General features: G+C 69.6%; 15 protein-coding genes. 8 read left to right on the top strand and 7 right to left on the bottom strand.

The annotated features are described in order from the left end of the window. Nucleotides 1-36 precede the first annotated feature (36 nt). A protein-coding gene (locus OG335_RS04780) for an IS3 family transposase (RefSeq protein ID WP_405009726.1) occupies nucleotides 37-1,289 on the top strand; the annotation gives its coding sequence in 2 pieces (ribosomal slippage) (nucleotides 37-379 and nucleotides 379-1,289; 1,254 coding nt in all). Here OG335_RS04780 and OG335_RS04775 read toward each other — a convergent pair. The 4 genes from OG335_RS04775 to OG335_RS04760 all read right to left on the bottom strand — a co-directional run bounded on the left by OG335_RS04775 (nucleotide 1,273) and on the right by OG335_RS04760 (nucleotide 3,677). Continuing rightward, nucleotides 1,273-1,659 (bottom strand): hypothetical protein, encoded by a 387-nt coding sequence (locus OG335_RS04775; RefSeq protein ID WP_405009725.1) that lies wholly within the window; start codon nucleotides 1,657-1,659, stop codon nucleotides 1,273-1,275. The genes OG335_RS04780 and OG335_RS04775 overlap by 17 nt on opposite strands. Before the next feature lie 288 nt (nucleotides 1,660-1,947). Continuing rightward, nucleotides 1,948-2,952 carry an IS3 family transposase gene (locus OG335_RS04770; protein WP_405009724.1) on the bottom strand — a complete coding sequence of 335 codons (1,005 nt, stop codon included), beginning with the start codon at nucleotides 2,950-2,952 and terminating at the stop codon, nucleotides 1,948-1,950. Nucleotides 2,953-2,972: 20 nt separating this feature from the next. Continuing rightward, complete coding sequence (locus OG335_RS04765; protein ID WP_405009723.1) at nucleotides 2,973-3,356, bottom strand: transposase; 384 nt, start codon at nucleotides 3,354-3,356, stop codon at nucleotides 2,973-2,975. Nucleotides 3,357-3,455: 99 nt separating this feature from the next. Then, nucleotides 3,456-3,677 carry an integrase core domain-containing protein gene (locus OG335_RS04760; RefSeq protein WP_405015308.1) on the bottom strand — a complete coding sequence of 74 codons (222 nt, stop codon included), beginning with the start codon at nucleotides 3,675-3,677 and terminating at the stop codon, nucleotides 3,456-3,458. Nucleotides 3,678-3,935: 258 nt separating this feature from the next. On the opposite strand from OG335_RS04760, the gene OG335_RS04755 reads away from it, so the two are divergent. The 4 genes from OG335_RS04755 to OG335_RS04740 all read left to right on the top strand — a co-directional run bounded on the left by OG335_RS04755 (nucleotide 3,936) and on the right by OG335_RS04740 (nucleotide 9,723). Continuing rightward, complete coding sequence (locus OG335_RS04755) at nucleotides 3,936-5,312, top strand: DUF1254 domain-containing protein (protein WP_405009722.1); 1,377 nt, start codon at nucleotides 3,936-3,938, stop codon at nucleotides 5,310-5,312. A gap of 585 nt (nucleotides 5,313-5,897) precedes the next feature. Continuing rightward, entirely contained in the window at nucleotides 5,898-7,286 is a 1,389-nt protein-coding gene (locus OG335_RS04750; RefSeq protein ID WP_405009721.1) for a DUF1254 domain-containing protein, read from the top strand. 579 nt (nucleotides 7,287-7,865) lie between these two features. After that, a complete protein-coding gene (locus OG335_RS04745) occupies nucleotides 7,866-9,470 on the top strand; it encodes an IS1182 family transposase (protein WP_405015307.1) in 1,605 nt (534 codons plus the stop codon). Between the two features lie 73 nt (nucleotides 9,471-9,543). Further along, on the top strand, nucleotides 9,544-9,723 hold the full coding sequence (locus tag OG335_RS04740) for a hypothetical protein (RefSeq protein ID WP_405009720.1): 180 nt from the start codon (nucleotides 9,544-9,546) through the stop codon (nucleotides 9,721-9,723). A 301-nt stretch (nucleotides 9,724-10,024) separates the two neighbouring features. Here the strand turns inward: OG335_RS04740 and OG335_RS04735 are convergent, their stop codons facing one another. The 3 genes from OG335_RS04735 to OG335_RS04725 all read right to left on the bottom strand — a co-directional run bounded on the left by OG335_RS04735 (nucleotide 10,025) and on the right by OG335_RS04725 (nucleotide 12,981). After that, entirely contained in the window at nucleotides 10,025-10,807 is a 783-nt protein-coding gene (locus OG335_RS04735; RefSeq protein ID WP_405009719.1) for an SURF1 family protein, read from the bottom strand. 96 nt (nucleotides 10,808-10,903) lie between these two features. Further along, nucleotides 10,904-11,530, bottom strand: coding sequence for a TetR/AcrR family transcriptional regulator (locus OG335_RS04730; protein ID WP_405009718.1), 627 nt, complete (start codon nucleotides 11,528-11,530; stop codon nucleotides 10,904-10,906). Nucleotides 11,531-11,562: 32 nt separating this feature from the next. Then, on the bottom strand, nucleotides 11,563-12,981 hold the full coding sequence (locus tag OG335_RS04725; RefSeq protein ID WP_405009717.1) for an MFS transporter: 1,419 nt from the start codon (nucleotides 12,979-12,981) through the stop codon (nucleotides 11,563-11,565). A gap of 357 nt (nucleotides 12,982-13,338) precedes the next feature. Here OG335_RS04725 and OG335_RS04720 point away from each other — a divergent pair, with 357 nt between their 5' ends. From OG335_RS04720 to OG335_RS04710, 3 genes are all read left to right on the top strand, one after another. After that, on the top strand, nucleotides 13,339-15,588 hold the full coding sequence (locus OG335_RS04720) for an MMPL family transporter (RefSeq protein ID WP_405009716.1): 2,250 nt from the start codon (nucleotides 13,339-13,341) through the stop codon (nucleotides 15,586-15,588). Between the two features lie 156 nt (nucleotides 15,589-15,744). Next, complete coding sequence (locus tag OG335_RS04715; protein ID WP_405009715.1) at nucleotides 15,745-19,350, top strand: amino acid adenylation domain-containing protein; 3,606 nt, start codon at nucleotides 15,745-15,747, stop codon at nucleotides 19,348-19,350. Further along, the gene (locus tag OG335_RS04710; RefSeq protein WP_405009714.1) at nucleotides 19,347-23,321 is read left to right on the top strand and encodes a non-ribosomal peptide synthetase; all 3,975 of its coding nucleotides are present in this window, start codon (nucleotides 19,347-19,349) and stop codon (nucleotides 23,319-23,321) included. The genes OG335_RS04715 and OG335_RS04710 overlap by 4 nt, the downstream gene beginning before the upstream one ends. Nucleotides 23,322-23,371: the final 50 nt, after the last annotated feature.

The raw sequence follows: 23,371 nt of genomic DNA, 5'->3' as shown, positions 1-23,371 counted from the left end.
GATCTGCTTGATCCGGAGGAAGCGAGAACACCGCCGATGGCGATGAAGGACTACTCGGACGAGTTCAAGGCCGATTCCGTGGCCCTGTACGAGTCCACGCCCGGGGCGACCTACAAGAGCATCGCCGCCGACCTGGGCATTAACAGGGCGACGCTGCGCGATTGGGTGCTGCGGGACCGGGAACGTCGCGTCGGGGCCCCGGCGGCCGCTCGGGCAGGTGGGGCAGCGCCGGCCCGGACGGGACAGCCGGCACCGTCCGCCGACTCGGACGAGCGGATCCGGCAGCTGGAGGCCCGGGTGGCCGAGCTTGAGGCGAGCGAGCGGAAGCTGGCCACCGAGCGGGACATCCTGCGCAAGGCGGCCAAGTATTTCGCCGGCGAGACGAACTGGTGAACCGCTTCCAGTTCGTCCACGACCACCGGGACGCCTTCGGCGTGAAGCGGTTGTGCCAGGTGCTGGGCGTGAACCGCTCCAGCTACTACAAGTGGCGGGGCGGGGCCGACGCGCGGACCGCGCGGGAGGCCGCCGACCAGGCCCTGGCCGAACAGATCCGGGCCGTCCACGCCGACTCCGACGGCGCCTACGGCTCCCCGCGGGTCACCGCCGAGCTCCGCGCCGACGGCCGGAAAATCAACGAGAAACGAGTGGCCCGCGTGATGCGCAAGTTCTCCATCCAGGGCATACGCCTGCGCAAGCGGGTCCGCACCACGATCCCCGAGCCGTCGGCGACACCGGTGCCGGACCTGTTCCAGCGGGACTTCACCGCCCCCGCGCCCGGCCTGAAGTACATGGGCGACATCACTTATCTCCCCACCGGTGAAGGCGACTTCCTCTACCTGGCCACCGTCCTGGACTGCTTCAGCCGCCGGGTCGTGGGCTGGTCCGTCGCCGCCCACATGCGCACCGAACTCGTTGCCGATGCCCTGCGGATGGCTGCCGCCACCCGCGGCGGCCTGGGCGGCGCGATCTTTCACTCAGACCACGGAGCCCAGTACACATCGCGTGAATTCGCCGACTTGTGCGGCGAGTTGGGCGTCACCCAGTCCATGGGCACGGTGGGCACCTCCGCCGACAATGCCGCCTGCGAGAGCTTCCACGCCACCCTCAAGCGCGAGACCCTACGCGGGGCCCACCACTACCCGGGAACGGAACTCTGCCGACGCACCGTCTTCCGGTGGCTCACCCGCTACAACACCCGCCGCAGGCACTCCGCCAACGGACAGCTCAGCCCCATAGCCTACGAAAACCAGTACCGGCGGGAGTCCGATAGGCTCACGCTGGCTGCATAACCAACCCGACGCGTGTCCACCTCCGCGGGGGAAGGCCCAGCAACGTCTTGCCGGCCCCCGGCTCGCCGGTGATGACAAGCCGAGCCGGACGCAGCCTCTGGTAGTAGTCGACAACATCAGTCAGCGTGCCTGCCAATTGCGCGCCTTGAGCATTGTTCGCAGGCTCGACCCGATGACTGAACGCCAGATCGATGCGATGCGCGCCGGGACCGATCAGCTGCGCCCGCTGGCGGGTCTCGGCGGTGAGCACGGCACTGGCGAGAACCTGCACCAGGGTGCCCGGGTCTGCGGCGGCCTCCGTACGGCGGAGCATGTAGAAGGACAGGAGAAGACCCGCGGGGGCACTCAGGGCGCCGAGCACACTGGCCACCGGATCTGCCGACCCGAACCCTGAGACGAGCGCTACTGTCGTCAGGCCCACGACGGGGACGACGCAGAGCGCGACGGCGGATCTCCAACCCCATGAACGTAACACGACCAGATTCCTCAACACGTCTGTTCTGCAAGGACGATGACATTTTCGACAGGCTGGCACGGTAGCGTGTGGGTGAAGCGGATGCGAGTGACCTTGAGCTGCTCCGTCCACCGTTATGAAGGCGTGAGCTTGCTCCGCTTTGACGGGCCGGAAGATTTCAAGTCCAGTGAGACGGTCGTGAGGCTATGAGGTTTGTGGTGCGGGCTCGCGGCGCTTGGCGGGGTCGTTGATCCACGCCGTCGGCGGGATCTCGGGTGGTCTGGGGCGGCGGCCGAAGCGTTCGGGGTGGTGTGCGTAGGCCTGGGCGAGGGTGACGGCCCGCTGGTCGCGGATCTCCTCGGCGGTGCCGAAGTGGACGCTGGCGGGCGTGTGAAGTGCGATGCCCGAGTGCCGGTGTTCGTGGTTGTAGTACGAGATGAAGGCGTCGAACCATTCGCGGGCGTGGGCCAGGGAGTCGAACCGCTCGGGATAGTCGGCCATGTACTTGGTGGTCTTGAACTGTGCCTCGCTGTAGGGGTTGTCGTTGGAGACCCTGGGGCGTGAGTGGCTCCGGGTGACGCCGAGATCGATCAGCAGCTGGGAGACCTTCTTGGAGGTCATGGAGGTGCCGCGGTCGGCGTGCACGGTCTCGGGGACGATGCCGTTGCGCGCGATGGTCTCGCGGATCAGCTCCTCGGCCCGTTCGGCTGATTCGGCCGCCTCGACGGTGTGGCCGACGATGTAGCGGCTGAAGATGTCGATGATGACGTAGGCGTGGTACCAGATGCCCTTGCCGGGGCCGGCTGCTTTGGTGATGTCCCAGGTGAACACCTGGGATGGGCCGTCGGCGACGAGTTCGGGCACTGTCTTGGCCGGGTGGGTGGCCTGGCGGCGGCGCTCACCGGACTGCCCCCGTTCGCGCAGGATCCGGTACATCGTGGAGACCGAGCAGTGGTAGCGCCCGGTGTCCAGTTCACGGGCCCAGATCTGCGCGGGCGGCAGCTCGGCGTACTCGGGGCTGTTCATCAACGCCAGTACCGCATCACGCTCTTCGGCTGTCAGGGCCGACGGCTGGACCTGCGGGGACCTGGGCTGGCGCGCGGGCGGCGGCTTCAGCCTGCGGTAGTGGGTGGCCCGGGAGCGGCCGGTCAGCCGGCACGCTGCCGTGATGCCCAGCTCGTGTTCGACGGCGGTGAAGGCCTCGTCCACGACGGGATCGGCGGCGTGCCTCAGTCCGCGCTCTCGGAGATCATTTCCAAGAGCGCCGACGCTTTTCCCAGGACCTCCAATGCGGCCTTGTTCCGGGCGAGTTCCTTCTCCAGCCGTTCCACCTGCCGGCGCAGTTTCTCGTTCTCGGCCTCGGCGGCGGACTTCTTCGGGCGGACCGGGCTCGTGCGGCGGTCGGCCAGGTTTTCCAGGGCGCCGGCATCGCGCGCGGCCCGCCATTCGGTGACGTGGGAGTGGTACAGGCGCTCGCGGCGCAGGACCGCACCCTTCTCACCCTCGGGCGCGGCGTCGTACTCGGCGACGATCCGCAGCTTGTACTCGGGGCTGAACGTGCGGCGCTTCGGCTTGGGAGCCGGGCTGGCAGCGGACGGATTGGTGCTGGTCATCAGGGGTGGAACTCCTACTCGGGGCCCTCTCAGGCTAACCCGACAAAGCGGGATGTCTCACCCAAGGCTGACAGAGAGGGGGCACCATCGGTGTGGTGGTCAGGCCGCGAGGGCGGTCTCGTACTCGGCGGGACTGCGGTAGCCGAGGCTGCCGTGCAGCCTTCGTATGTTGTACCAGGCCTCGATCCACTCGAATATCGCGGAGCGGGCTGCTGCCCGGCTCGGCCACGGCCGGTTGCCGAGCAGCTCGTGCTTCAGCGTGACGAAGAAGGACTCGGCGAGCGCGCTGTCCCAGCACTGTCCGGTGCGGCCAACTGGCAGTCGGATTCCGAACTCGCGTGCAAGGTAAGAGAATTCACGACTGGTTGAATCCGCCTTCTTCCCCCGTGCTCTCCATGATGGACATCATCCTTCCGGGGCCGAAGCCCCTGATCAGGAGTGTCCGTCAAAGCGAATCAAGCCCGGTCCGGATCTTCCGTGAATCCGCCGCGCCGGTCCCCGGGCGGGGCGCCCGGGGACTGCCCGGTTGCCGTCGGTTCGGTGACCGCCGAGGGTGGGGGCAGGTTTTGTCCTGATTCGGTGGGGTCGATCGGAGTGGACGTGGGCGTGGAGTCGTTGCTGGAGCAGATCGCGCAGGGGCACGGGAAGGCCCGCGGGGACGAGGGGTACTGGGTGGGGATGGCGGCGTTCCGCTACGGCTACCCGCTGGTGGAGATGCACCGCAGCCTGTGGGAGTGGCACGTCGACACGAGCGCGCCCACCCACATGGGGGCGATCAACGAGGTGCACCACACCCCGCGCCGGGCGGAGCCGGAGGACACCTACTTCGTCACCCCGATCGTCGATGCGCCGTACTCGCGCACGTTCGTGGACCTGAGTGCCGGGGCGGTGGTGCTGTCGGTGCCGCCGGTCGAGGACCGGTACTTCACCGTGCAACTGCTGGACATGTACACCAACAGCTTCGCCTACGTCGGCACCCGCACCGGCGACACCGTCGGCGGTGACTACCTGCTCACCGGCCCCGGCTGGCGCGGCACCGCACCCCCCGGCATCACCCGCGTCATCTCCGCCCCCACCGCGCTGATCTGCCTGCTGGCCCGGGTCGCCATCCTGGACGACGACGTGCCCGCCGCCGTCGCAGTCCAGGGGCGGATCGCCCTGCGCCAAGCCGACCCGCGGGCGCCCGCCCCCGACCCGGCCGGCAACCCGCCGGCACGCGACTTCCGCACCGGCGACCCGCTGGACTTCTACCGGATGCTCGCCGACTGCCTCACCGCCAGCCCACCACCCGCCACCGACGCCGGCGTCCTGGGCCTGCTCGCACCGCTGGGCATCGCTCCGCACCGGTCCTTCGACCCGGACGTCCTGCACCCGGCCGCACTCGACGGCCTGCGGCGCGCGGTCGCCGACAGCCTGCGCGACCTCTACGCGGACATGCCCTTCGCCGGCCCGGCCCGCAACGGCTGGGTCATGGTCGACCCCGGCACCATCGGTGACTGGGGCACCGACTACTACTCCCGCCTGGAGGTCGCCCAGCTCGGCCTGCTCGCCAACAAGGCCCAGGAGGCGTACTACGTCGGCGCCATGCTGGACGCCGACGGCCGGCCGATGTCCGGCGACCACACCTACGAGATCCGCTTCACCCCCGGAGACTTCCCGCCGGTGGGCGCGTTCTGGTCGGTGACCATGTACCTCAACCCCGAAGGGTTCCTGGTCGAGAACCCGATCGGCCGCTACCACCTCGGCTCCCTCACCAAGGGCCTGCAGTACGGCACCGACGGCTCACTGACCTTCTACCTCCAGCGCGAGAACCCCGGCCCCGACAAGGAGGCCAGCTGGCTGCCCACCACCGGACCCGGCGCCCTGTTCCGCCTCATCCTGCGTCAGTACCTGCCCCACCCCGACATCCTCACCGGCCGCTACACACCCCCTGCCATCACCCGCACCGACACGTGACGCGAGCACCTGTCCTCCGGGAGAGGGCGTCGGGCAACTCGCTTGTCAGGCAAGCCGGTTGCGCCGGGGTGTGACCATGGTCGACTTCGTCGGCCGTTGATCCGCCCCGGCGATGGCCGAGCGATCTCCAGCCCCTTCGCCCGGGTCCGGACACGACTCGACGAGTTCATGCCGGCAGGTCCGCCCTCACCCGTCGGTGCGGTTGAAGGCAGTGGGGTGCCGGTTCGGCATGTTGGTATCGCATGCCGGGGGGCAGGCGTGCCGGATTCGAGGTCGTGTTCCGCCTCTACGGCCCCGAGGACGCCTACGCCCGGAAGACCTGGACCCTGCCCGGCCTCCAGCGCGTCTGACACCACCACCATCCGTTCGTCCCGGTCCCCGGGAGGGCTGGGGGCGATCGCCCGGGCGCTCCACCATCGGCGTGCTCGGCCGGGTACACGAGAACGTGTGCTCGTACAGTGCGCCGATCAACCGTTCGGCCGTGCGCGATGGCGGCCCGTCCTCCGGGCCGGAAGGGTGGCGCGCAAGGCGTGGCTGTCGTCCGCACCGCGTGCGGCGGCCCGGGAGCACGCGGAAGGGGTCGTCGTGGCGGATCAGGTGGAGTTCGAGGGCGGGTACCCGGCGATGCCGAGCGCGCGAGCGGCGCTGGAGCGCCGGGACCGGCGCCGGGCGGTGGAGGCGTACCGGTTCTTCTACCCGACGGTGTCGATGGAGGGCATCTTCCACGGCACCCGGCAGGCCGGGGCCGTGGACAACGAGACGGCCCTGCTGTTCGTCGCCCGCCCGCACCACCTCGGCTTCACCCTGAACTCCGACACCCCGTACTCGGGCGGCATCCTCGACCTGCGCAAGAGCGGCCCGATGGTGATCGACCTGCCACCCGGTCCGCTGGTCGGGCTGGTGGACGACCACCACCACCGCTGGATCACCGACCTCGGCCTGCCCGGCGTGTACGGCCCCAAGGGCGGCAAGCACCTCCTGCTGCCTCCCGGCTACGACGGCCCGGTGCCGGCCGACGGCTACGAGGTGGTCCGAAGCGACACCTGGACCGTCTTCGCCCCACTGCGGGCGCTGCCCCTGGGCGGCGACGTGGACAAGGCCAAGCAGCTCCTCACCTCGGTCCGCTTCTACCCGCTCGCCCAGGCCGGCAGCCCGCCGCCGTACGCCGTCACCGACTTCAGCGACCGGAGCATCGACTGCACCTGCCTGAAGTGGGAGGACAACCTGGAGTACTGGCGCGTCCTGCACCAGGTGATCGACACCGAACCCGCCATCGAGGAACTACGCCCCGTGCTCGGCCTGCTCGCCGAACTCGGCATCGAGGCCGGCAAGCCCTTCGACCCCGACGAGCGCACGGCCGCGCTGCTCACCGACGCCGCCCGCCAGGGCCGCGACGAGATGCTGGTCACCGCCTTCGCCTCCGACCGCCCCGACCGCATCGCCTGGCCCGACCGCACCTGGGAGTGGGCGAGCCTGCGCCCGGAGAACGGCACCTTCGAACGCGAGGGCTCCCTCGACGTCGAGGCCAAGGACCGCTGGTTCATCCAAGCGATCATCGCCTCACCCGCGATGTTCGGCCGCGCCGTCGGCCAGGGCTCGGTGTACTGGCTCGGCCTGCGCGATGCCGACGGCACCTACCTCGACGGCGGCCGGAGCTACCGGCTCACCGTGCCCCTGCCCGTACCGGCCGGCCTGTTCTGGTCACTGACCGCCTACGACGCGCAGACCCGCTCCGAGGTCGACGCCGACCAGGGCCAGCCCGCGCTCCGCTCGCTCTTCGACAAGCTCGAACCGGACGGCACCGACAGCGTCGACCTGTACTTCGGCCCCACCGAACCGGACGGCGCCGACGGCCGCTGGATCCAGACCGTGCCGGGCCGGGGCTGGTTCAGCTACTTCCGCATCTACGGCCCCCAGCAGGCCGCCTTCGACGGCACCTGGAAGCCCGGCGACTTCGAACCCCTCGCCCCGTAGCGGCAACCCCGCACCCACGACGGGCGGCCCGGTCGGCCGCGGCCGACGCAGGCATCGGCCTCCGCGCCGATGACTTCGCAGCAACCCTGCGCCGGTTGACCGACGCAGCGAAGCTCGGCCCCTTACCGTGTGCTCGGACAGCCGGCGGCCCGGTTCCACCGGGTGTCAGGGGCGCGGGTACCGGCCTGCGGTGAGCCGGAGCGTCCAGATCCGCCCGCAGCATCTGGTCGATCAACGGATCCAGACGAGCCTGACGGGGCGCCGCCTTCTTCCGAGGCTCCGGCCACGCCGACGACAGCGCCTTCTGCACCGTCAGGAACCCGATCTCGTACTTGCGCTGCAACGCGCGGCCGGACAGACCCTTACCCAGCGAGAAGAAGGCCGCCCTGAGCTTGACTCTGTCGGTGATCTTGGTGGTTCGTGGCTGGGCAGTGTGATCAGTGGGCAGGCTCGCGGCTGGTGATGCAGGTCGACCCAGTGGTGAGGTGCGCGTTGTCCGTCCGTCCCCGTTCGGGTGAACAGGTCCCGTCTTTGACCGCCCAGATCGCACGGGCGAGCAACCCGAGGGGGACAACGGCGATGTGGGTGCGGGACCGACTGGACGGGCTGTGGTGCGACGAGGACTTTGCCGGCTGGTATCCGCGCGATGGCCGTCCCGGTCTCTCGCCGGCCCAGTTGGCCACCGTGTGCGTGCTGCAGTTCCTGCTCGGCCTGTCGGACCGTCAGGCGGCGGAGGCGGTCCGCTGTCGCATCGATTTCAAGTACGCCATGGCCATGGAGCTGGACGATCCCGGCTTCCACCACAGCGTGCTCACCGACTTCCGCGAGCGCCTCACCCATGACGACCGTGCCGACCGCCTCCTCGATCTGGCGCTCGCGCGCCTGAAGGAGGCCGGACTCGTAAGCGAGCGCACCACGCAGCGCACCGACTCCACCCACGTCCTGGCCGCGGTGCGCGACCTGACCCGCCTGGAACTGGTCACCGAGGCGGTCCGTGCCGCGCTGGAGGAAGTCGCCCGCACGGCCGGACATCTGCTGGTCGACCTGGTCGACGAGGACTGGGGCCGTCGCTACGGCCGTCCGGTGCGTCTGGGCAAGAACCCCACCCGGCCCAAGACCAGGATCCTCACCACAGGCGACGACGCCCACCGACTACTGGAACACCTCCACCAGAACGGTCCCGGCTACCGGCCCGGACCGCAGGTCGAGGCCCTGCGACAGGTCGTTGTGCAGAACTACTACCGCGACGCGGCAGGCCGCCTGCGCTGGCGCACCCCTGATGACGGCGGGTTGCCGCCTTCCTCAGCCGCGATCGTCTCTCCCTACGACACCACAGCGCGCTATGTCCGTCACGGCCACATCATCCGCTGGAAGGGCTTCGCCGCCCACCTCACCGAGACGTGCGCCGCCGACAGCGTCAATGTGATCACGGACGTGGCCACCACCTCGGCCGCCACCAACGACGGCCAGGCCCTGCCCGGCATCCACACCCGCCTGGCCCGTCGCGGACTGCTGCCCGCCGAGCACCTGGTCGACGGCGGCTACACCTCCCTGGTCCACCTGGAACGAGCCGCCCGCGAACACCAGGTCACCGTCACCGGGCCGCTACCAGGCAACCCCACCAGCCAGCACCGCAAGAACGAGGGCTTCGACCGGGACGACTTCCACATCGACTTCGACCGCCGACAGGTCACCTGCCCGCGCGGCCAGGTCAGCGCGGGCTGGCACGGCCCCTACCCGACCTCCTCACCCGCCGCGGCGCCCCTGATCGTGGCGCGGTTCACCGAGAGCCAGTGCCAGCCGTGCCCGGACCGCCCCCAATGCACCAAGGCCCGCGCCCGGAACGTGGGCTTTCCCCCGCGAGAGCTCCGTGACCTGCAAGCCCACGTCCGCACTGAGCAGCAGACACCAGAGTGGAAGGCCCGCTACGCGGTCCGCTCCGGAGTGGAGGGCACCATCAACGAGTTCGCCCATGGACACGGCATGCGCCGCTGCCGCTACCGAGGACAGCCGAAGGCCCACCTGCAACACGTACTCACGGCCATCGCCGTGAACATCGAACGACTCAGCAGCAGACCGACAACCGAGGAAACCTCCCCGTCGAGACAACCGACCGCCTTCCAGACCTTCCTGGACCAGCAGAGGATCCCCCGATCACGGTCCTGGCGAACCCTCGGCACCTGACCGCAGCCATCAAGATCACCGACAGAGTCAAGCTGAACCAGATGCTCGACACCTGCACCACCGGAGCCCCCCGATGAGCCCCGCCCCAACAACACCGCCTCCGGCCCCGGACCCGGCCCCGAGGGGCCGCCCCGTCACCCGGCACGCCACCGCCGGCCCCGGCGGCGTCATGACCGTCGAGGTCGGCGTCGTCACCGGCGACCTCACCCTGCGCACCATCCTGCACGGCAGCCAGGTGGTGCTGGAGGTGTAGTACGACGGCGCCGAGGAGTGGTACACCGTCGTGGGCAGCCTCGTCGCCGCACCCGCTGGCACCGGTCTGCACACCATGAACCAGGCCATGACCGACGCCATCGAAGCGGGCAATGCAGCCACCGCACCCTACTGAGACATCCCCTGACACGGTGCCGGACAGCGAGGGACGAGGGTCGGCCGCGCCGCCGGCACGGTCGGCTTCGGTGGTGTGGGCGACTCTGTTGCGCGGTTCGGGGCTGTTGCTCAAGCCGTGAGCTGGTGGGCGAGTCGGGTGAGTTCCTTAAGGACCGTGCAGACCTTCAGTGTGGAGTGCTGGCGGCCAGGTCGAGACCGAGGGCACGGTCCTCGGCTGCCTCCGCCTCGTGGCGGGCCAGGCGAAATCCCATGAAGGCGACGAAGCCTGCGAAGACGAACCACTCCAGTGTGTAGCCGAGGCTTTGGAATGCCCGCAGGTTCAGGCCGTCGCCGCTCTGGGGCTGCAGGGATGCCAGGGACATGAGGCCGGTGGGCGCGGTGTCTGCTGCGACCCAGCCGTCGTGCACGGCGTACGGAAGGATGTTGACCAGTGCGGCGGGGGTGAGCGTGCCCAGTTGGCCCGGTGGTAGGCCGCCGGCCACCGCGCCGTTCCTGCCGCTGTTCTCGGAGGGGTGAAGGCGCCCGGTGACGGTCACGTGTCCGCTGGGCGGTGAAGGCGGTCGGGCGTTTGTCGGTGAGCTGGCCGCCCAGCCTCGTACGACGGCTACGGCCTGCCCGTCGCTGGTGCGGAGGGGGGTGAGGACGTAGAAGCCCTTCACGCCTTCCACGGTGCGGTTGGGTACGAGCAGTTGGTTCGGCGTGTCGTATGTGCCGCTGGTCGTAACCGCGCGTCCGGCTGTGTCGGTGCCCACCAGTGGCTGTTGTGGCGTCAGGATCTGGCTGAGCGGGACCGGCGGTGCGCTTGGAAGGGGTACTGCGTGCTGGGCCGCGGCCTTCTCCTTGAAGCGGCCGAGCTGCCACGAGCCGAGCCAGAGGCAGACGGCGACGGCCGCCAGTGCGAGGAGGATGCCGGCAAGCCAGCGTGGGGTGAGGAGGAACCGGTACAAGGGTGTCACCGTGGCCGTTCGTCGTGCGCCGACCGCCGTGGAACCGCCTGGTCGGCTGCCGGGCTCGTGCGCGTGGGCGCGGCGGCCTGGCCGTCGTCAGGGAGTCGGGGGCCGGAGGGCGGAGAGGAGGGTCGCGTCGAGGGCTTCGAGTGCTTCTTCGGAGGTGAACTGACCCGCTTCGACCTGGTCGCCGGCGGCCTGGACCAGGGCGTAGACGGTGCTGACGAGCCAGTGGGAGGGGAGGTCGTCGCGGAATGCTCCTTCCTGCCGTCCCCGGGTGATGAGGTGTTCCATCGTCGAAAGGATGCCGACGTGATGGTCGTGGACCGCTTCCGCCGGCAGGGCCCGGCGGGCGGCGTGCAGCATGCGCAGGTTGCGGTCGAGCAGTTGCCAGGAGGATCGGATGAAGGCCCGGAGTTTGTGGTCGGCGGGTCCTTCGTCGAGGTCGGTGGCGTCCAGAACGGTGGCCACCTCGGCGAGGGCGCGCTCCATCAGTTCGCTGAGGAGCGCCTCCCGTGAGGAGAAGTGGCCGTACAGGGTGACGCGGCCGACCCCGGCTGCTGCGGCGATCTCGGTCATGCTGGCGTTGGGGTTCCTGCCGAAGCACGTGGTGGCTGCGGCGAGGATCGCGGTGATGTTGCGCTCGGCGTCGGCCCGACGGGGGTGGTGGGCGGGTGTGCCCCGTCGGGCCTTCGCGGCGCCGTTCTGCTGTTCGGAGTCCATGGACGGAGTCTAGGGATCGTCGGTGGTCCGTCTCAGTGGACGTGCACGCCCTCGGGGAGGTCGGGCTTTCCCCGGGGGATCACGGCCAGGGCGATGGCCGAGGCCACTGCCGCGGCGATGGCCAGGGTGGTGTAGGCGGCGGGGAAGCCGGCTGCCGAGTGCCGGGCGATGCCGGTGGCGGCGACGGTCGAGACGACGGCCACGCCGACGGCGCCGCCGACCTCGTGGAAGGTGTTCACCACGCCGGAGGCGATGCCTGCCTCCTGGTGAGAGACGAAGCCCAGCGCCGTGGTGGTAGCGGACACGAAGACCGGGATGATGCCCACGGCTCCGACGGCCAGGCCCAGGATGGTGCCGGCGGTGCTGTCGGAGGTGGCGAGTACGAGGCTGCCGCATCCCGAGACGACCAGGCCGCCGGCGGCCACCAGCCGGGTGCCGGCGTGGGCGATGAGGTGGCCGGCGAGGTGGGCGCCGACCGCCGTGGCGACGGCGACGGGCAGGAGGAGTGCTCCGGTGGACAGGGCGGAGAGCTCCTGCACGCCCTGGAGGTACAGCGAACCGAGGAAGACGAATCCGAGCAGCAGGCCGGTGGCGATCAGCATCAGGAACGAGCCCGCGGCGACCGGGCGCTTGGCGAGGATGCGCAGGTCCATGAGCGGTGCGGAGGTCTTGCGCTCCACGACGGTGAAGGCGGTGTAGAGGACGGCGGAGCCGATCAGGGGCACCAGCGTGGCCGTCGAACTCCAGCCTGCGTCACCGGCCTTGATCAGGCCGTAGATGAGTGAGCCGGTGGCGGCCGTGACCAGGACGGCGCCGGGCAGGTCGATCCGGCGGCCGCCGTGTGAGCTCGAGGCGGGAAGCAGCCGGGGAAGGGTGAGGAGGATCCCCAGGCCCACCGGGACGTTGATGAAGAACACCCAGCTCCAGCCGGGGCCCGCGGTGAGGACGCCGCCGAGCATCGCTCCGACCGCGAATCCGATGCCGCCGAGCATGGCCCAGATGCCCAGCGCCTTGTTCCGCTCCGGGCCGTGGAACGTGCGGGTGATGGTGGCGAGGGCGGCCGGTGACAGCAGTGCCGCGCCGACGCCCTGGGCGAGACGGCCGCCGATCAGGACGGGGGCGTTCCCGGCCAGACCGGTCACGAGCGAGGCGCTCGTGAACAGGACGAGGCCGGTGATCAGGAGGCGCCGGGCGCCGAACGCGTCGGCTAGGCGGCCGCCGAGGAGCATCAGCCCGCCGAAGCAGAGCGTGTAGGCCGTGACGGCCCAGGTGAGGGTTGCGCGGGTCAGTTGGAGATCGGCTCCGATGCTGGGGAGCGCAACGTTGATCACGGTGACGTCCACGATCAGCATGAACTGGGAGAGGCACAGCAGTGTGAGCAGCGTCCAGCGCTTCGGGTCGGCGGTTGGCTCGGGATGGGTTCCGGCGGAGGCGTGCGTGGCGTGAGCCATGGGAGGAGCTCCTATCTCGTACAGGGGTGTACGGGATATGGATACCGCAAAACGGCTAAGTTGAACAGTCGTGTATGAGTTACTCTCCTTCCGGAGAGTCCGCCGGGGGTTGTCCGGGCGGCTCGAAGTGTCTCCAGGGCTGCGAAGTGAAGCCTTGACCCTAAGCGTCATAGTAGTTAAGTTGGACAGTGTGTTCGACTTGATGCGCAGTCAGTTGCGTCCATCTCCTCGAGCCGACCTCGGACTGCTTTTATCGCAAGGCCCTTGAGGACTCTCCGTTGCCTGGGTGCGTTCCCGGCCCGGGCCCGAGCAGAGCGTCAGTGCGACCGCGGTGGCGCGCCCTCATGAAGGAGCTTCGTGAACGTCATTGCTCAACTGGCTGTGGCCAGAAGGGGCCTGATCCTGGCTCTGGCCGTGTTCGTCGCCTCGCTGGCGGCGTTCTACGGCGCAGGTGTGCAGGAACACCTGGCCAACGGAGGTTTTCAGGACCCGTCGTCGGAGTCGATGCAGGTCGACGAGGCGCTTGCCGCCGACTTCGCCACGGGAGCGCCCAACCTGGTGGTGATCGCCTCCGGGACGGGCGGTCGGGCGCCGGAGGATCCCGAGGTCGCCGAGGCCGCCGACGCACTGGTCCGCCGGATCCGTACTTTCGACGGTGTGGTCTCGGCGGACTCCTACTGGACGGGAGGCCGGCCCGCCTCGCTGCGTTCCAAGGACGGTTCCGGTGGCCTGCTGCTCGTCCGGCTCGGCGGGAACGAGGGCACCTACCAGGCCACCGCGAAGCGGGTCGTCCCGCAGATCCACGACGAACGGCTGGATCTGCGGTTCACCGGGATCGCGCAGACCTATGTCGAGGTCGAGCGGGTGTCGGCGGACGACCTGCTGAGGGCCGAGTTGATCGTCGCCCCGATCACGCTGCTCCTCCTGGTGCTCGTCTTCGGCAGCCTCGCTGCCGCTCTGGTGCCGCTGGCGGTCGGCGGGATCTCGGTGGTCACCACCACCGCGGTTCTCCGCCTGCTCACGGAGGCCACCTCCGTCTCCGTCTTCGCGCTCAACGTCACCACCGCCCTGGGCCTGGGCCTCGCCATCGACTACAGCCTCTTTGTGATCAGCAGGTTCCGGGACGAGCTGGCCGCCGATCCGGACGTCGGCGCGGCGGTGCGGACGACGATCCGAACAGCCGGCATGACCGTCCTGTTCTCGGGTGTCACCGTGGCCCTCTCGCTCTCGGCGCTCCTGGTCTTCCCCATGTACTTCTTCCGCTCGATCGCCTACGGGGGCATCGCGGTCGTGCTCGTGGCCGCCCTGGTCTCCGTCGTCGTCCTGCCGGCACTGCTGGCCCTCCTGGGTCACCGGGTGAACAGCCTCGACGTGTTCGGACGGTTCCGGCGCCGGACGCCGAGTGGATTCTGGCGGCGCCTCGCGCTGGGCGTCATGCGGCGTCCGATCCCGGTCATGACCGCGATCAGCGCTCTCCTGCTCCTGCTGGGCAGTCCCTTCCTGTCGGCATCGTTCAGTCTCGCCGACGACCGGGTCCTGCCCGCCTCCTCCCCGGCCCGCCAAGCCGCCCAGTACCTCAGGGACAACTTCGACGTGGGGGAGACCAACCCCATTCCCGTCGTCGTCCCGGGTGTGACCGGCGACGGAGCCCTGCAGGCCCTGCCGCCGTATGCGGCGAGGCTCTCGACGCTCGATGGCATCCGGCGGGTGGACACCCTTACCGGCTCCTACGCCGATGGCCGGCCGGTCGCTCCACCGGCAGCCGCCTCCAGCCGGTTCACCGGTACAGCGGGAAGCTGGCTGTCGCTCGTGCCGTCGGTGGAACCCTACTCACCCGAAGGCCGTCAGCTCGTGGCGGCCGTCCGCGCCGCGGACGGGGCGCCCGCCGCGGTGAAGGTCGGCGGACAGGCGGCCCAGCTGGTCGACACCACACGCACCACCGGCGGAAAGCTGCCTGCGGCACTGCTCATCATTGCGGTGGCGACAGCCGTTCTGCTCTTCCTCTTCACCGGCAGCGTCCTCATCCCGGTGAAGGCGATCGTGTTGAACCTGCTCAGTCTCACCGCCACTTTCGGATCCATGGTGTACGTCTTTCAGGACGGACACCTCAAATGGCTTGTGGGCGACTTTGTGACCACCGGCATGATCGATGCGACGATGCCGGTACTGATGTTCTGCATCGCCTTCGGGCTGTCCATGGACTATGAGGTTTTCCTGCTTTCGAGGATCCGAGAGGAATACGTTCGGAGTGACGACAACGCGCATTCTGTGGCGCTCGGCCTTGAGAAAACCGGGCGTGTCATGAGTGCGGGCGCATTGCTGATCGGAACCGTGTTCGTCACATTCGCTTCATCCGGGCTCACCCTGCTCAAGCTGCTAGGCGTCGGCCTGGCCCTGGCGGTCGTGGTCGACGCGACGCTGGTCCGCGGCCTGCTCGTACCGGCATTCATGCGGCTCGCGGGAAGGGCGAACTGGTGGGCGCCGCCGCTGCTGAGGCGGCTGCACGACCGGTTCGGCCTGAGTGAGCACCCGGAGAATCCGGCAGGGACATCGGCCACTGTGGATGCGCAGGAGCGGAGCGTCGAGATGGCGAACCCACTGAATTGACTGTTTTGAGGCAGGGCGCGGCCGTCCGACGGCAAAATTAGTTTGACGCCGACCTGACCGGCTTGTAGTGTCTCGGCCGACGCTGATTCCAGCCGGCGCGTCCGCCCCGAGCTGGACGGGGAGATTTCGAAAGTGTCAGAACGGGGAGATTTCGAAATGCTGCACGATCTGCTGAGAATCCCGGCGAACGGGATCGAGCTGCGCCTCCCGGATGACCAGTGCGCACCTGAACTGCCACTGGCTCCGTACGAGGGCCAGGAGCCGTCCCACGCCGGACGTGTCACCCGCCGAGGACAGGTCGACCGGAAGTCCTGGACGGCCCTCCGGCAGGAAGCCCAGCGCCGGGACATCTCCCCGGTCGCCGTACTCGTCACCGTCTACGCGGACGTGCTGAGCCTGTGGTCCAAGCGGGCCGACTTCACCCTCGACCTGGCCGCCCCGGGCCAGGAAGCGGTGCTGGGCCTCGCCGTCGACAACCTCCCCGGCCGTTCGTTCGCGGCCCGCGCCGAGCAGCTTCACCGGCAGCTCGCGCGGGCCGCCGAAGGCCGACGGGAGATACGGCAGCCGGCCCGATGTCGTCTCAACCATCGCATCGCCGAAGAAGAAGACGGGCTTGCCCTCACCTGGGATATCCAGGAGACGGAGTTCCCGGACGGTCTGACCGGCGATCTGGTCGCCGTCTGCCTTGCAACCCTTCACCGCCTCGCGGACGACACCGGCGCCTGGGACCTCCAGGAACGCCTCACCGACCTGCCGCTCTGGCAACGCGAGGAACGGGAGAGCGCCAACAGCACCGCCGCCGATCTGCCCGTCACCACCCTCTGCCGACTCGTCGAGACCCGGGCCGCCGAACGTCCGGACGCCATCGCGGTGATCGCGGAGGACGGACGGCTCACCTACCTCGAGACCGTGACCGCGGCCCGCCGTCTGGCCCGCCGGCTGATCGCGCTCGGAGCGAGCCCCGGCAGCCTCGTCGGCGTCGTCGTGGACAGGGGCCTCGCCCAGATACCCGCTCTGCTCGCCGTGACCCTTTCCGGCGCCGCGTACCTGCCGGTCGATCCGCAATGGCCCGCCGCACGGCGGGCACAGATCCTGGCCCAGGGCGGTGTCCACACCGTCGTCACCACCCCCCGACTGCGGGACGAAGAAGCCTGGCCCGCCGGCATACGGCTGGTGACCCCGGACGACGCCGACGTGCACGGGGAGAGCGCCGAACCGCTCCCCACCGGCCCTTCCCCGGAAGACCTCGCCTACGTCATCTTCACCTCCGGCTCCACGGGCCGGCCGAAGGGAGTGATGATCGACCACCGCGGCGCCGCCAACACCGTCCAGGACATCAACGAGCGTTTCCGCATCGGCCCGGACGACCGGGTGCTCGCCCTCTCCTCCCTGAGCTTCGACCTCTCGGTCTACGACGTCTTCGGCACCCTGGCCGCCGGCGCCACCGTGATCACGCCCGCCCCCAACCGGGCCCACGATCCCGCACACTGGTCCGCACTCGTCGCGGACCACGGTGTCACCGTCTGGAACTCCGTCCCCGCCCTGATGCGCCTGTGGCTGGACGCTCCCACCACCGCCCCCGCGCCCACGCTGCGAGTGGTCATGCTCAGCGGCGACTGGATACCCGTCACACTGCCGGACGCGATCCGCTCGACCCACCCGCACGCACAGGTGATCAGCCTCGGAGGTGCCACCGAAGCGTCCATCTGGTCGGTCACCTACCCCATCGCCGACGTCCCGCCGCACTGGAGCCGCATCCCCTACGGCAAGCCGCTCGCGAACCAGACCCTCCACGTCCTCGACCACCGACTCGAACCGCGCCCGGTCTGGAGCACCGGGGAGATCTGCATCGGCGGCGTCGGCGTGGCCAAGGGCTACTGGGCCGACCCCACCCGGACGGCCGAGCGGTTCATCGTCCACCCCATCTCGGGCGAATACCTCTACCGGACCGGTGACCTCGGCCGCTACCTTCCCGGCGGCGACATCGAGTTCCTCGGCCGGGAGGACACCCAGGTCAAGCTCAACGGCTTCCGCATCGAACTCGACGAGATCGCCGCCGTGCTGCGCCGCCAGCCGGGCGTGGGCGAAGCGATCCTCACCATCGGCACCAACCCCACGACGGGCCGGGGACAACTCGTCGCGCACGTCATGCCCGACGAGCAGGTGGCGGCAGCGCCGGTTGCGGACACTGCCTCCCTCTGGGCCGAAACCCTCGAAGCCGGAACGCGTGAACTCCTGCAGGCCGTCGGCGACCTCGCCCCCGCCATCACGACCTTCCGCGACCTCTGGCACCGGCTGGAGATGCTCGCCCCGTCCGTCATGGCACGCAACCTCGCCCGGCTCGGAGCCCTGGCAGCCGCGGGTGACACCACGACCGTGGACGAGATCACCGACCGGTGCGGCGTCCGCCCCCTGTACCGCGGGCTCGTCGGCCAGTGGATGTCCGTCCTTGCCTCGGAAGGGCTGCTGAGCGCCACAGGACGCCCGGGGGAGTACCGCGCCGAGCGGGATCTGGACGCGAACGCGCTCGACGGCTCGATCAAGGCGGTGCTGTCCGCCTTCACGGCGACCGGCTCCGACCGGGTTCTCCTGGACTACTTCACCGCATGCATCGACCACCAGATCGCTCTGCTCCGAGGAGAGATCCGCCCGCTCCAGCTCCTCCTGCCCGAGGGCGACTGGCGTGTGACCCGGGCCCTGTATGCGAGCAACCCGGCCGCCGAGCTGCAGAACCGGACCGCAGCCGCACTGGTCCGCTCGTACGTGGAGCAGTTCCCCGCCGACCGACGGGTCCGAATCCTCGAACTGGGTGCCGGGACCGGGGCCACGTGCGACCGCATCCTGCCGGCCCTGCCGGCCGAGCGGGTCCGCTATCACTTCACCGACCTCTCGACCGCCTTCACCATCCCCGCGAAGGAGCGTTACCAGGACGCCTATCCCTTCGTCAGCTACGGCATCTTCGACATCGACGGCGAGCCGGCCGGGCAGGGCATGGCACCGGGCTCCGCCGACGTCATCATCGGGGCGAACGTCCTCCACGACGCCAAGGACCTCGGCAGAACCCTGGAGGCGGTCCGAGGGCTCCTCGCCCCCGGGGGCGTCCTGGTTCTCATCGAAGGCACCGTCAACTCCCCTCTCAACATGATCAGCTTTGCCTTCCTCGAAGGCTTCGGGAACTACCAGGACCAGCGCGAAGCCACCCTGCTGTCCGTCCCGCAGTGGCAGGCGCAGCTGGAGAAGGCAGGATTCACCCGATTCGCCGCCCTCCCGGACGGCCGGCCCGCAGTGGACGCCCTGGTCCAACACGTTCTGGTGGCCGGAGCGCCCTCCGGTGCGGAGTCCCTCGACCCCGCGGCTCTGAACAAGGCCCTGGCAGCCCTTCTGCCCGATTACATGGTTCCCCACCACTACCTGGTCCTCGACGAGCTTCCGCTCAGCGCCAACGGCAAGGTCGACCGCTCGGCACTGCCCATGCCCTGGCGCGAGTCGGCGCCGACGGAGCGGACGACCCCGCAGACGGCTTTGGAACAGCAGCTCTTCGACATCTGGACCGAGGCGCTGGGACGCGACGACTTCGGCATCGAGGACAACTTCTTCGACCTCGGCGGCGACTCGCTGCACGCGGTGCGCATCATCGCCAGGCTCCGCACCGAACTCGGCATCCAGCAGGTCGGTGACGACGCCGTCGACATGCTCTTCCAGGCCCCGACGATCGCCGAACTCGCCGAGATCCTCTCCGCCCAGACGGTGACGGGAGGGTGACCCGCCACGAACCGTTCCCCCTGACGGAACTCCAGGGGGCCTATCTGGTCGGTGCCTCCGACCTGGTCGAACTCGGCGGCTTCCTGCCGAGCTACTACGTGGAACTGGACATGGTGAACGTCGACCTGTCCCGTGCGCAGCAGGCACTCGACCGGGTACTGCGTCGGCACGACCACCTGCGGACCGTGATCGACACCGAGGCAGGCACCCAGCGTGTCCTGACCGACGGGCAGACGCCGTCGCCACGGTTCACCGTGACCGATCTCGCCGGCCTCGACGAGGACGGCCGGCAGGCCGCGATCCTTCGCACCAGGGAGCGCATGTGCCGAGAAGGCGTGGACCCGGCCGACTGGCCCCTGTTCCACGTCGAGGTGCACCGTCTGCGGCCGCGCCGGGCCAGGGTCCACCTCTCGATGAGCCTGCTGCTGCTCGACGGACGCGGAATCCGCCAGGTCATGGACGAGTGGCGGGCGTACTACGACGATCCGACCCTCCAGCTCCCGTCACAGGAACCGACCTACCGTGACTGCCGGCTCGAACTCCTCGCGCACCAGGACACACCGCACTACCAGGAGCAGTGGAGCTACTGGGAAGAGCGCCTCGACCGGCTTCCGGACGCTCCCCAGCTGCCGCTGGCCGTGCAGCCGGGTGCCATCGGCTCCGTCCGCTTCACCCGCAGAACCCACCGGCTCACACGTTCGCAGTGGCAGCGGCTGTCCGCCGCTTTCCGTCACCACCGGGTCCTGCCCACGACCGCGCTGTGCCACGTCTTCGCTGAAACGCTCGGAGCATGGGCGCTGTCCCCGCACTTCAGCCTGAACCTGCTGCACCAGAACTGGGCCTCCACCCGCCCCCACATGGCCGAAGTGGTGGGCCAGTTCGGAGCGACCCTTCCGCTCGAGGTCGATCTCGGCCGCTCCGGGGACTTCTGGGAACGAGCCCGGCAACTGCAGCGCCAGGTCTGGAAGGACCTGCAGAACGCCGACGTGGCAGGTGTGAAGATCACCCGGGAGCTGGCCGCGCGACGAGGCTGGACCTCACGCGCCGCACTTCCCTACGTCTTCACCAGCACGCTCAAGGCAGGTGGAACGGATTCCGCTCCGGCAGGAAACAGCCGGCCGCGGACAGCCTGCCGTGAGGTGGCCAGCGATCTGCGCACACCCCAGGTGCTGATCGACAATCAGCTCCACGACGGTCCTGACGGCGGTGTCGACTGCATCTGGGACGTCGTCGACGAAGCCTTCCCTTCAGGCCTTCCCGACCTGATGTTCGAGGCGTACGGGCGGATGCTGGACCTGCTGGCCGGGCCGTCCGGGGCCGAGACCCGTCCGGACCCGGTCCCGGCCGCGCACCGCCATCTGATCGCCCACCTCAACGGCCCCGTCCAGGCGCCGCCGGCCGAACGACTCGAGGACGGCTTCCTCCGCCAGGCCGCACTGCGGCCCGAAGGCACCGCAGTGATGACCACACAGCGGACGCTCACCTACGGCGAGGTGGAGGGCCGCTCCCGAGCGGTCGCCTGCAGGCTGGGCGCCGAGGGTGTCGGCCGCGGCGACGTGGTGCCCGTGGTCATGAACAAGGGGTGGGAACAGGTCGTCGCAGCCCTCGGCGTGCTGCGAGCCGGCGCCGCCTACTGCCCCGTCGACGCAGAACTTCCCTCTGAGCGCATCGCTCACCTGCTGGACGAGTGCTCCGCACGCGTCGTCCTGGTCCAGTCGTCCGCCGAGTCCCGCATCGGCGTCCTCGGCCCGCGGCCGCTCATCTGCGTGGACAGGCTGGAGCCCGCCGCCGGCCAGACCTGTGCACGAGTAGGCGACCCGGCCGACCTCGCCTACATCATCTACACCTCAGGATCGACCGGCCGGCCCAAGGGCGTGATGATCGAACACCAGGCCGCGGTCAACACCGTCCAGGACATCAACGACCGCCTCGCCCTCACCTGCCAGGACCGGGTCTTCGGCATCTCGTCACTCAGCTTCGACCTCTCCGTCTGGGACGTCTTCGGCACCCTGGCCGCCGGCGCCGCACTGGTGCTGCCGGACGCGACACACCGTCCCGACCCGGCAGGGTGGGCGGACAGCGCCGTCAGGCACGGAGCAACGGTGTGGAACTCGGTACCCGCGCTGGTCCAGATGCTGGCAGAGGTCCTCGAACAGCGGCCCCGCACCCTTCTCCCGCCGGTGAGGGCCTTCCTGATGAGCGGCGACTGGATCCCGACCCACCTGCCGGACCGCCTGCGAGCCCACTGGCCCGATGCACGGATCATCGCGATGGGCGGTGCAACCGAGGCTTCCATCTGGTCGAACATCTACGAGATCGACCGGATGGATCCCGCCTGGCGGAGCATCCCCTACGGCGTTCCGCTGCGCAACCAGACCATGAAGGTCCTGGACCACCGGCTGGAGCTCCGAGCGCCATGGGCCGTCGGCAGCATCCACATCGGCGGCACAGGACTCGGCCGCGGCTACTGGCAGGACACCGGCCGCACCGCGGAGCGGTTCATCCGGCATCCCGCGACCGGCGAGCGCCTGTACACGACGGGCGACCTCGGCTGCTACCGGCCGGACGGCACCATCGAGTTCCTGGGCCGCGAGGACCGCCAGCTCAAGATCCAGGGATTCCGGGTCGAGCCCGGCGAGGTGGAAGCGGCGATCTGCGAGCACCCGGGAGTGCGGGAGTGCGTCGTCACCGGTACGGCGACGCCGGGAGGCGTGCGCCTGGTGGCGCTCGTCGTCGCGGACGAGAACGAGGACATCGACAGCGCGGCCCTCCGCACACACCTCCAGTCGCGACTGCCGCACTACCTGGTACCCGCACAGATCCGCGTGCTGGACCGACTCCCCCTGACCTCCAACGGGAAGGTGGACCTCGCGTCCGCTCTGACCTCGCTGGCCGCGCAGCCGCCCCTCGAAACCGGCGCCGCACCCGGAGCCGACGACGAACTCGTGCAGCAGCTGTGCGGGATCTGGGCCGAACTGCTCGAACTCCCCTCCGTCGAAGCGGACGGCGACTTCTTCGCGCTGGGCGGCAACTCGCTGCTCGCACTGCGGCTGATCAACCGCATCCGTACCCGACTGGGCATCGAGCTGCCGTTCGGGCAGGTCTTCGAAGCACCCACCGCACAGACACTGGCGCGGTGCATCGGCGCCCACGGCCAGGTCACCGGCAGCCGGGTCAGACTGTCAGGCGGGGACGCCGCCCACAGCGCGGGCAGGGAACTCTTCCTCTTCCACCCCGTCGGCGGCTCGGTCAGCAGCTACACCGCGCTCGCCCGTTCCTGGCCCGGCCCGGTCCACGCCTTCCAGAGCCGAGCCCTCGCCCAGGGCACCACCGCGGCACTCGAACCCGACCTCGTGGCCATGGCGACGGCCTACCGAGAGGAACTGCAGCAGCTCACCGCCCAGGGCCCCTATCTCCTGGGCGGCTGGTCGATGGGCGGGATCCTGGCCTACGAGGTGGGCTGCCAGCTCGCCGAGCAGGGGCACACCGTCGACGTCTTCATGATCGACAGCTGCCTCGACCAGCTTCGGGAAACCGGCACGGAACCCGCCCGCCACATCGAGTTCCTCCAGGACCTCGCCGCAGGACACCTGCCCGACGCGGCACGCGCCGCCGTTCTCGACGCCCCGCGCGACAACCTCACCCACACTGCGGCCGACGTGGCGGTCAGGCACGGATGGCTGCCGCCGGACACCGGTGTGCAGCAGTACGACCTGCTCATGCGCACCCACGCGCACAACCTGGCAGCCCTGGGCTCCTACCGCGCCGGCAAAGCAGAGATGCCCGCCCTCCTCTTCGTGGCCGGCACGGTCGACCGCGAGGACCCGGTCCCGGCATGGCGCGGCCTCTGCCCCGACCTCGACGCGGAGGTCCTGCCCGAGGACCACTACTCCATCGTCACCGGCGACCGGCCCGCAGCACTCGCCGAACGGGTCACGGCCTGGCTGGACCGCCGGCACGTCCAGCGGTAGCCGCCTCCGCACGGCCCGGTCCGATCATTTCGATCCACACACCAACGGGG

Origin of the sequence: Kitasatospora sp. NBC_01539 (assembly GCF_045040525.1) — a bacterium.
GTDB lineage: Bacteria > Actinomycetota > Actinomycetes > Streptomycetales > Streptomycetaceae > Kitasatospora.
Note: the sequence above shows the minus strand (reverse complement) of the source record. Positions and strands in the feature narration are given on the sequence as shown.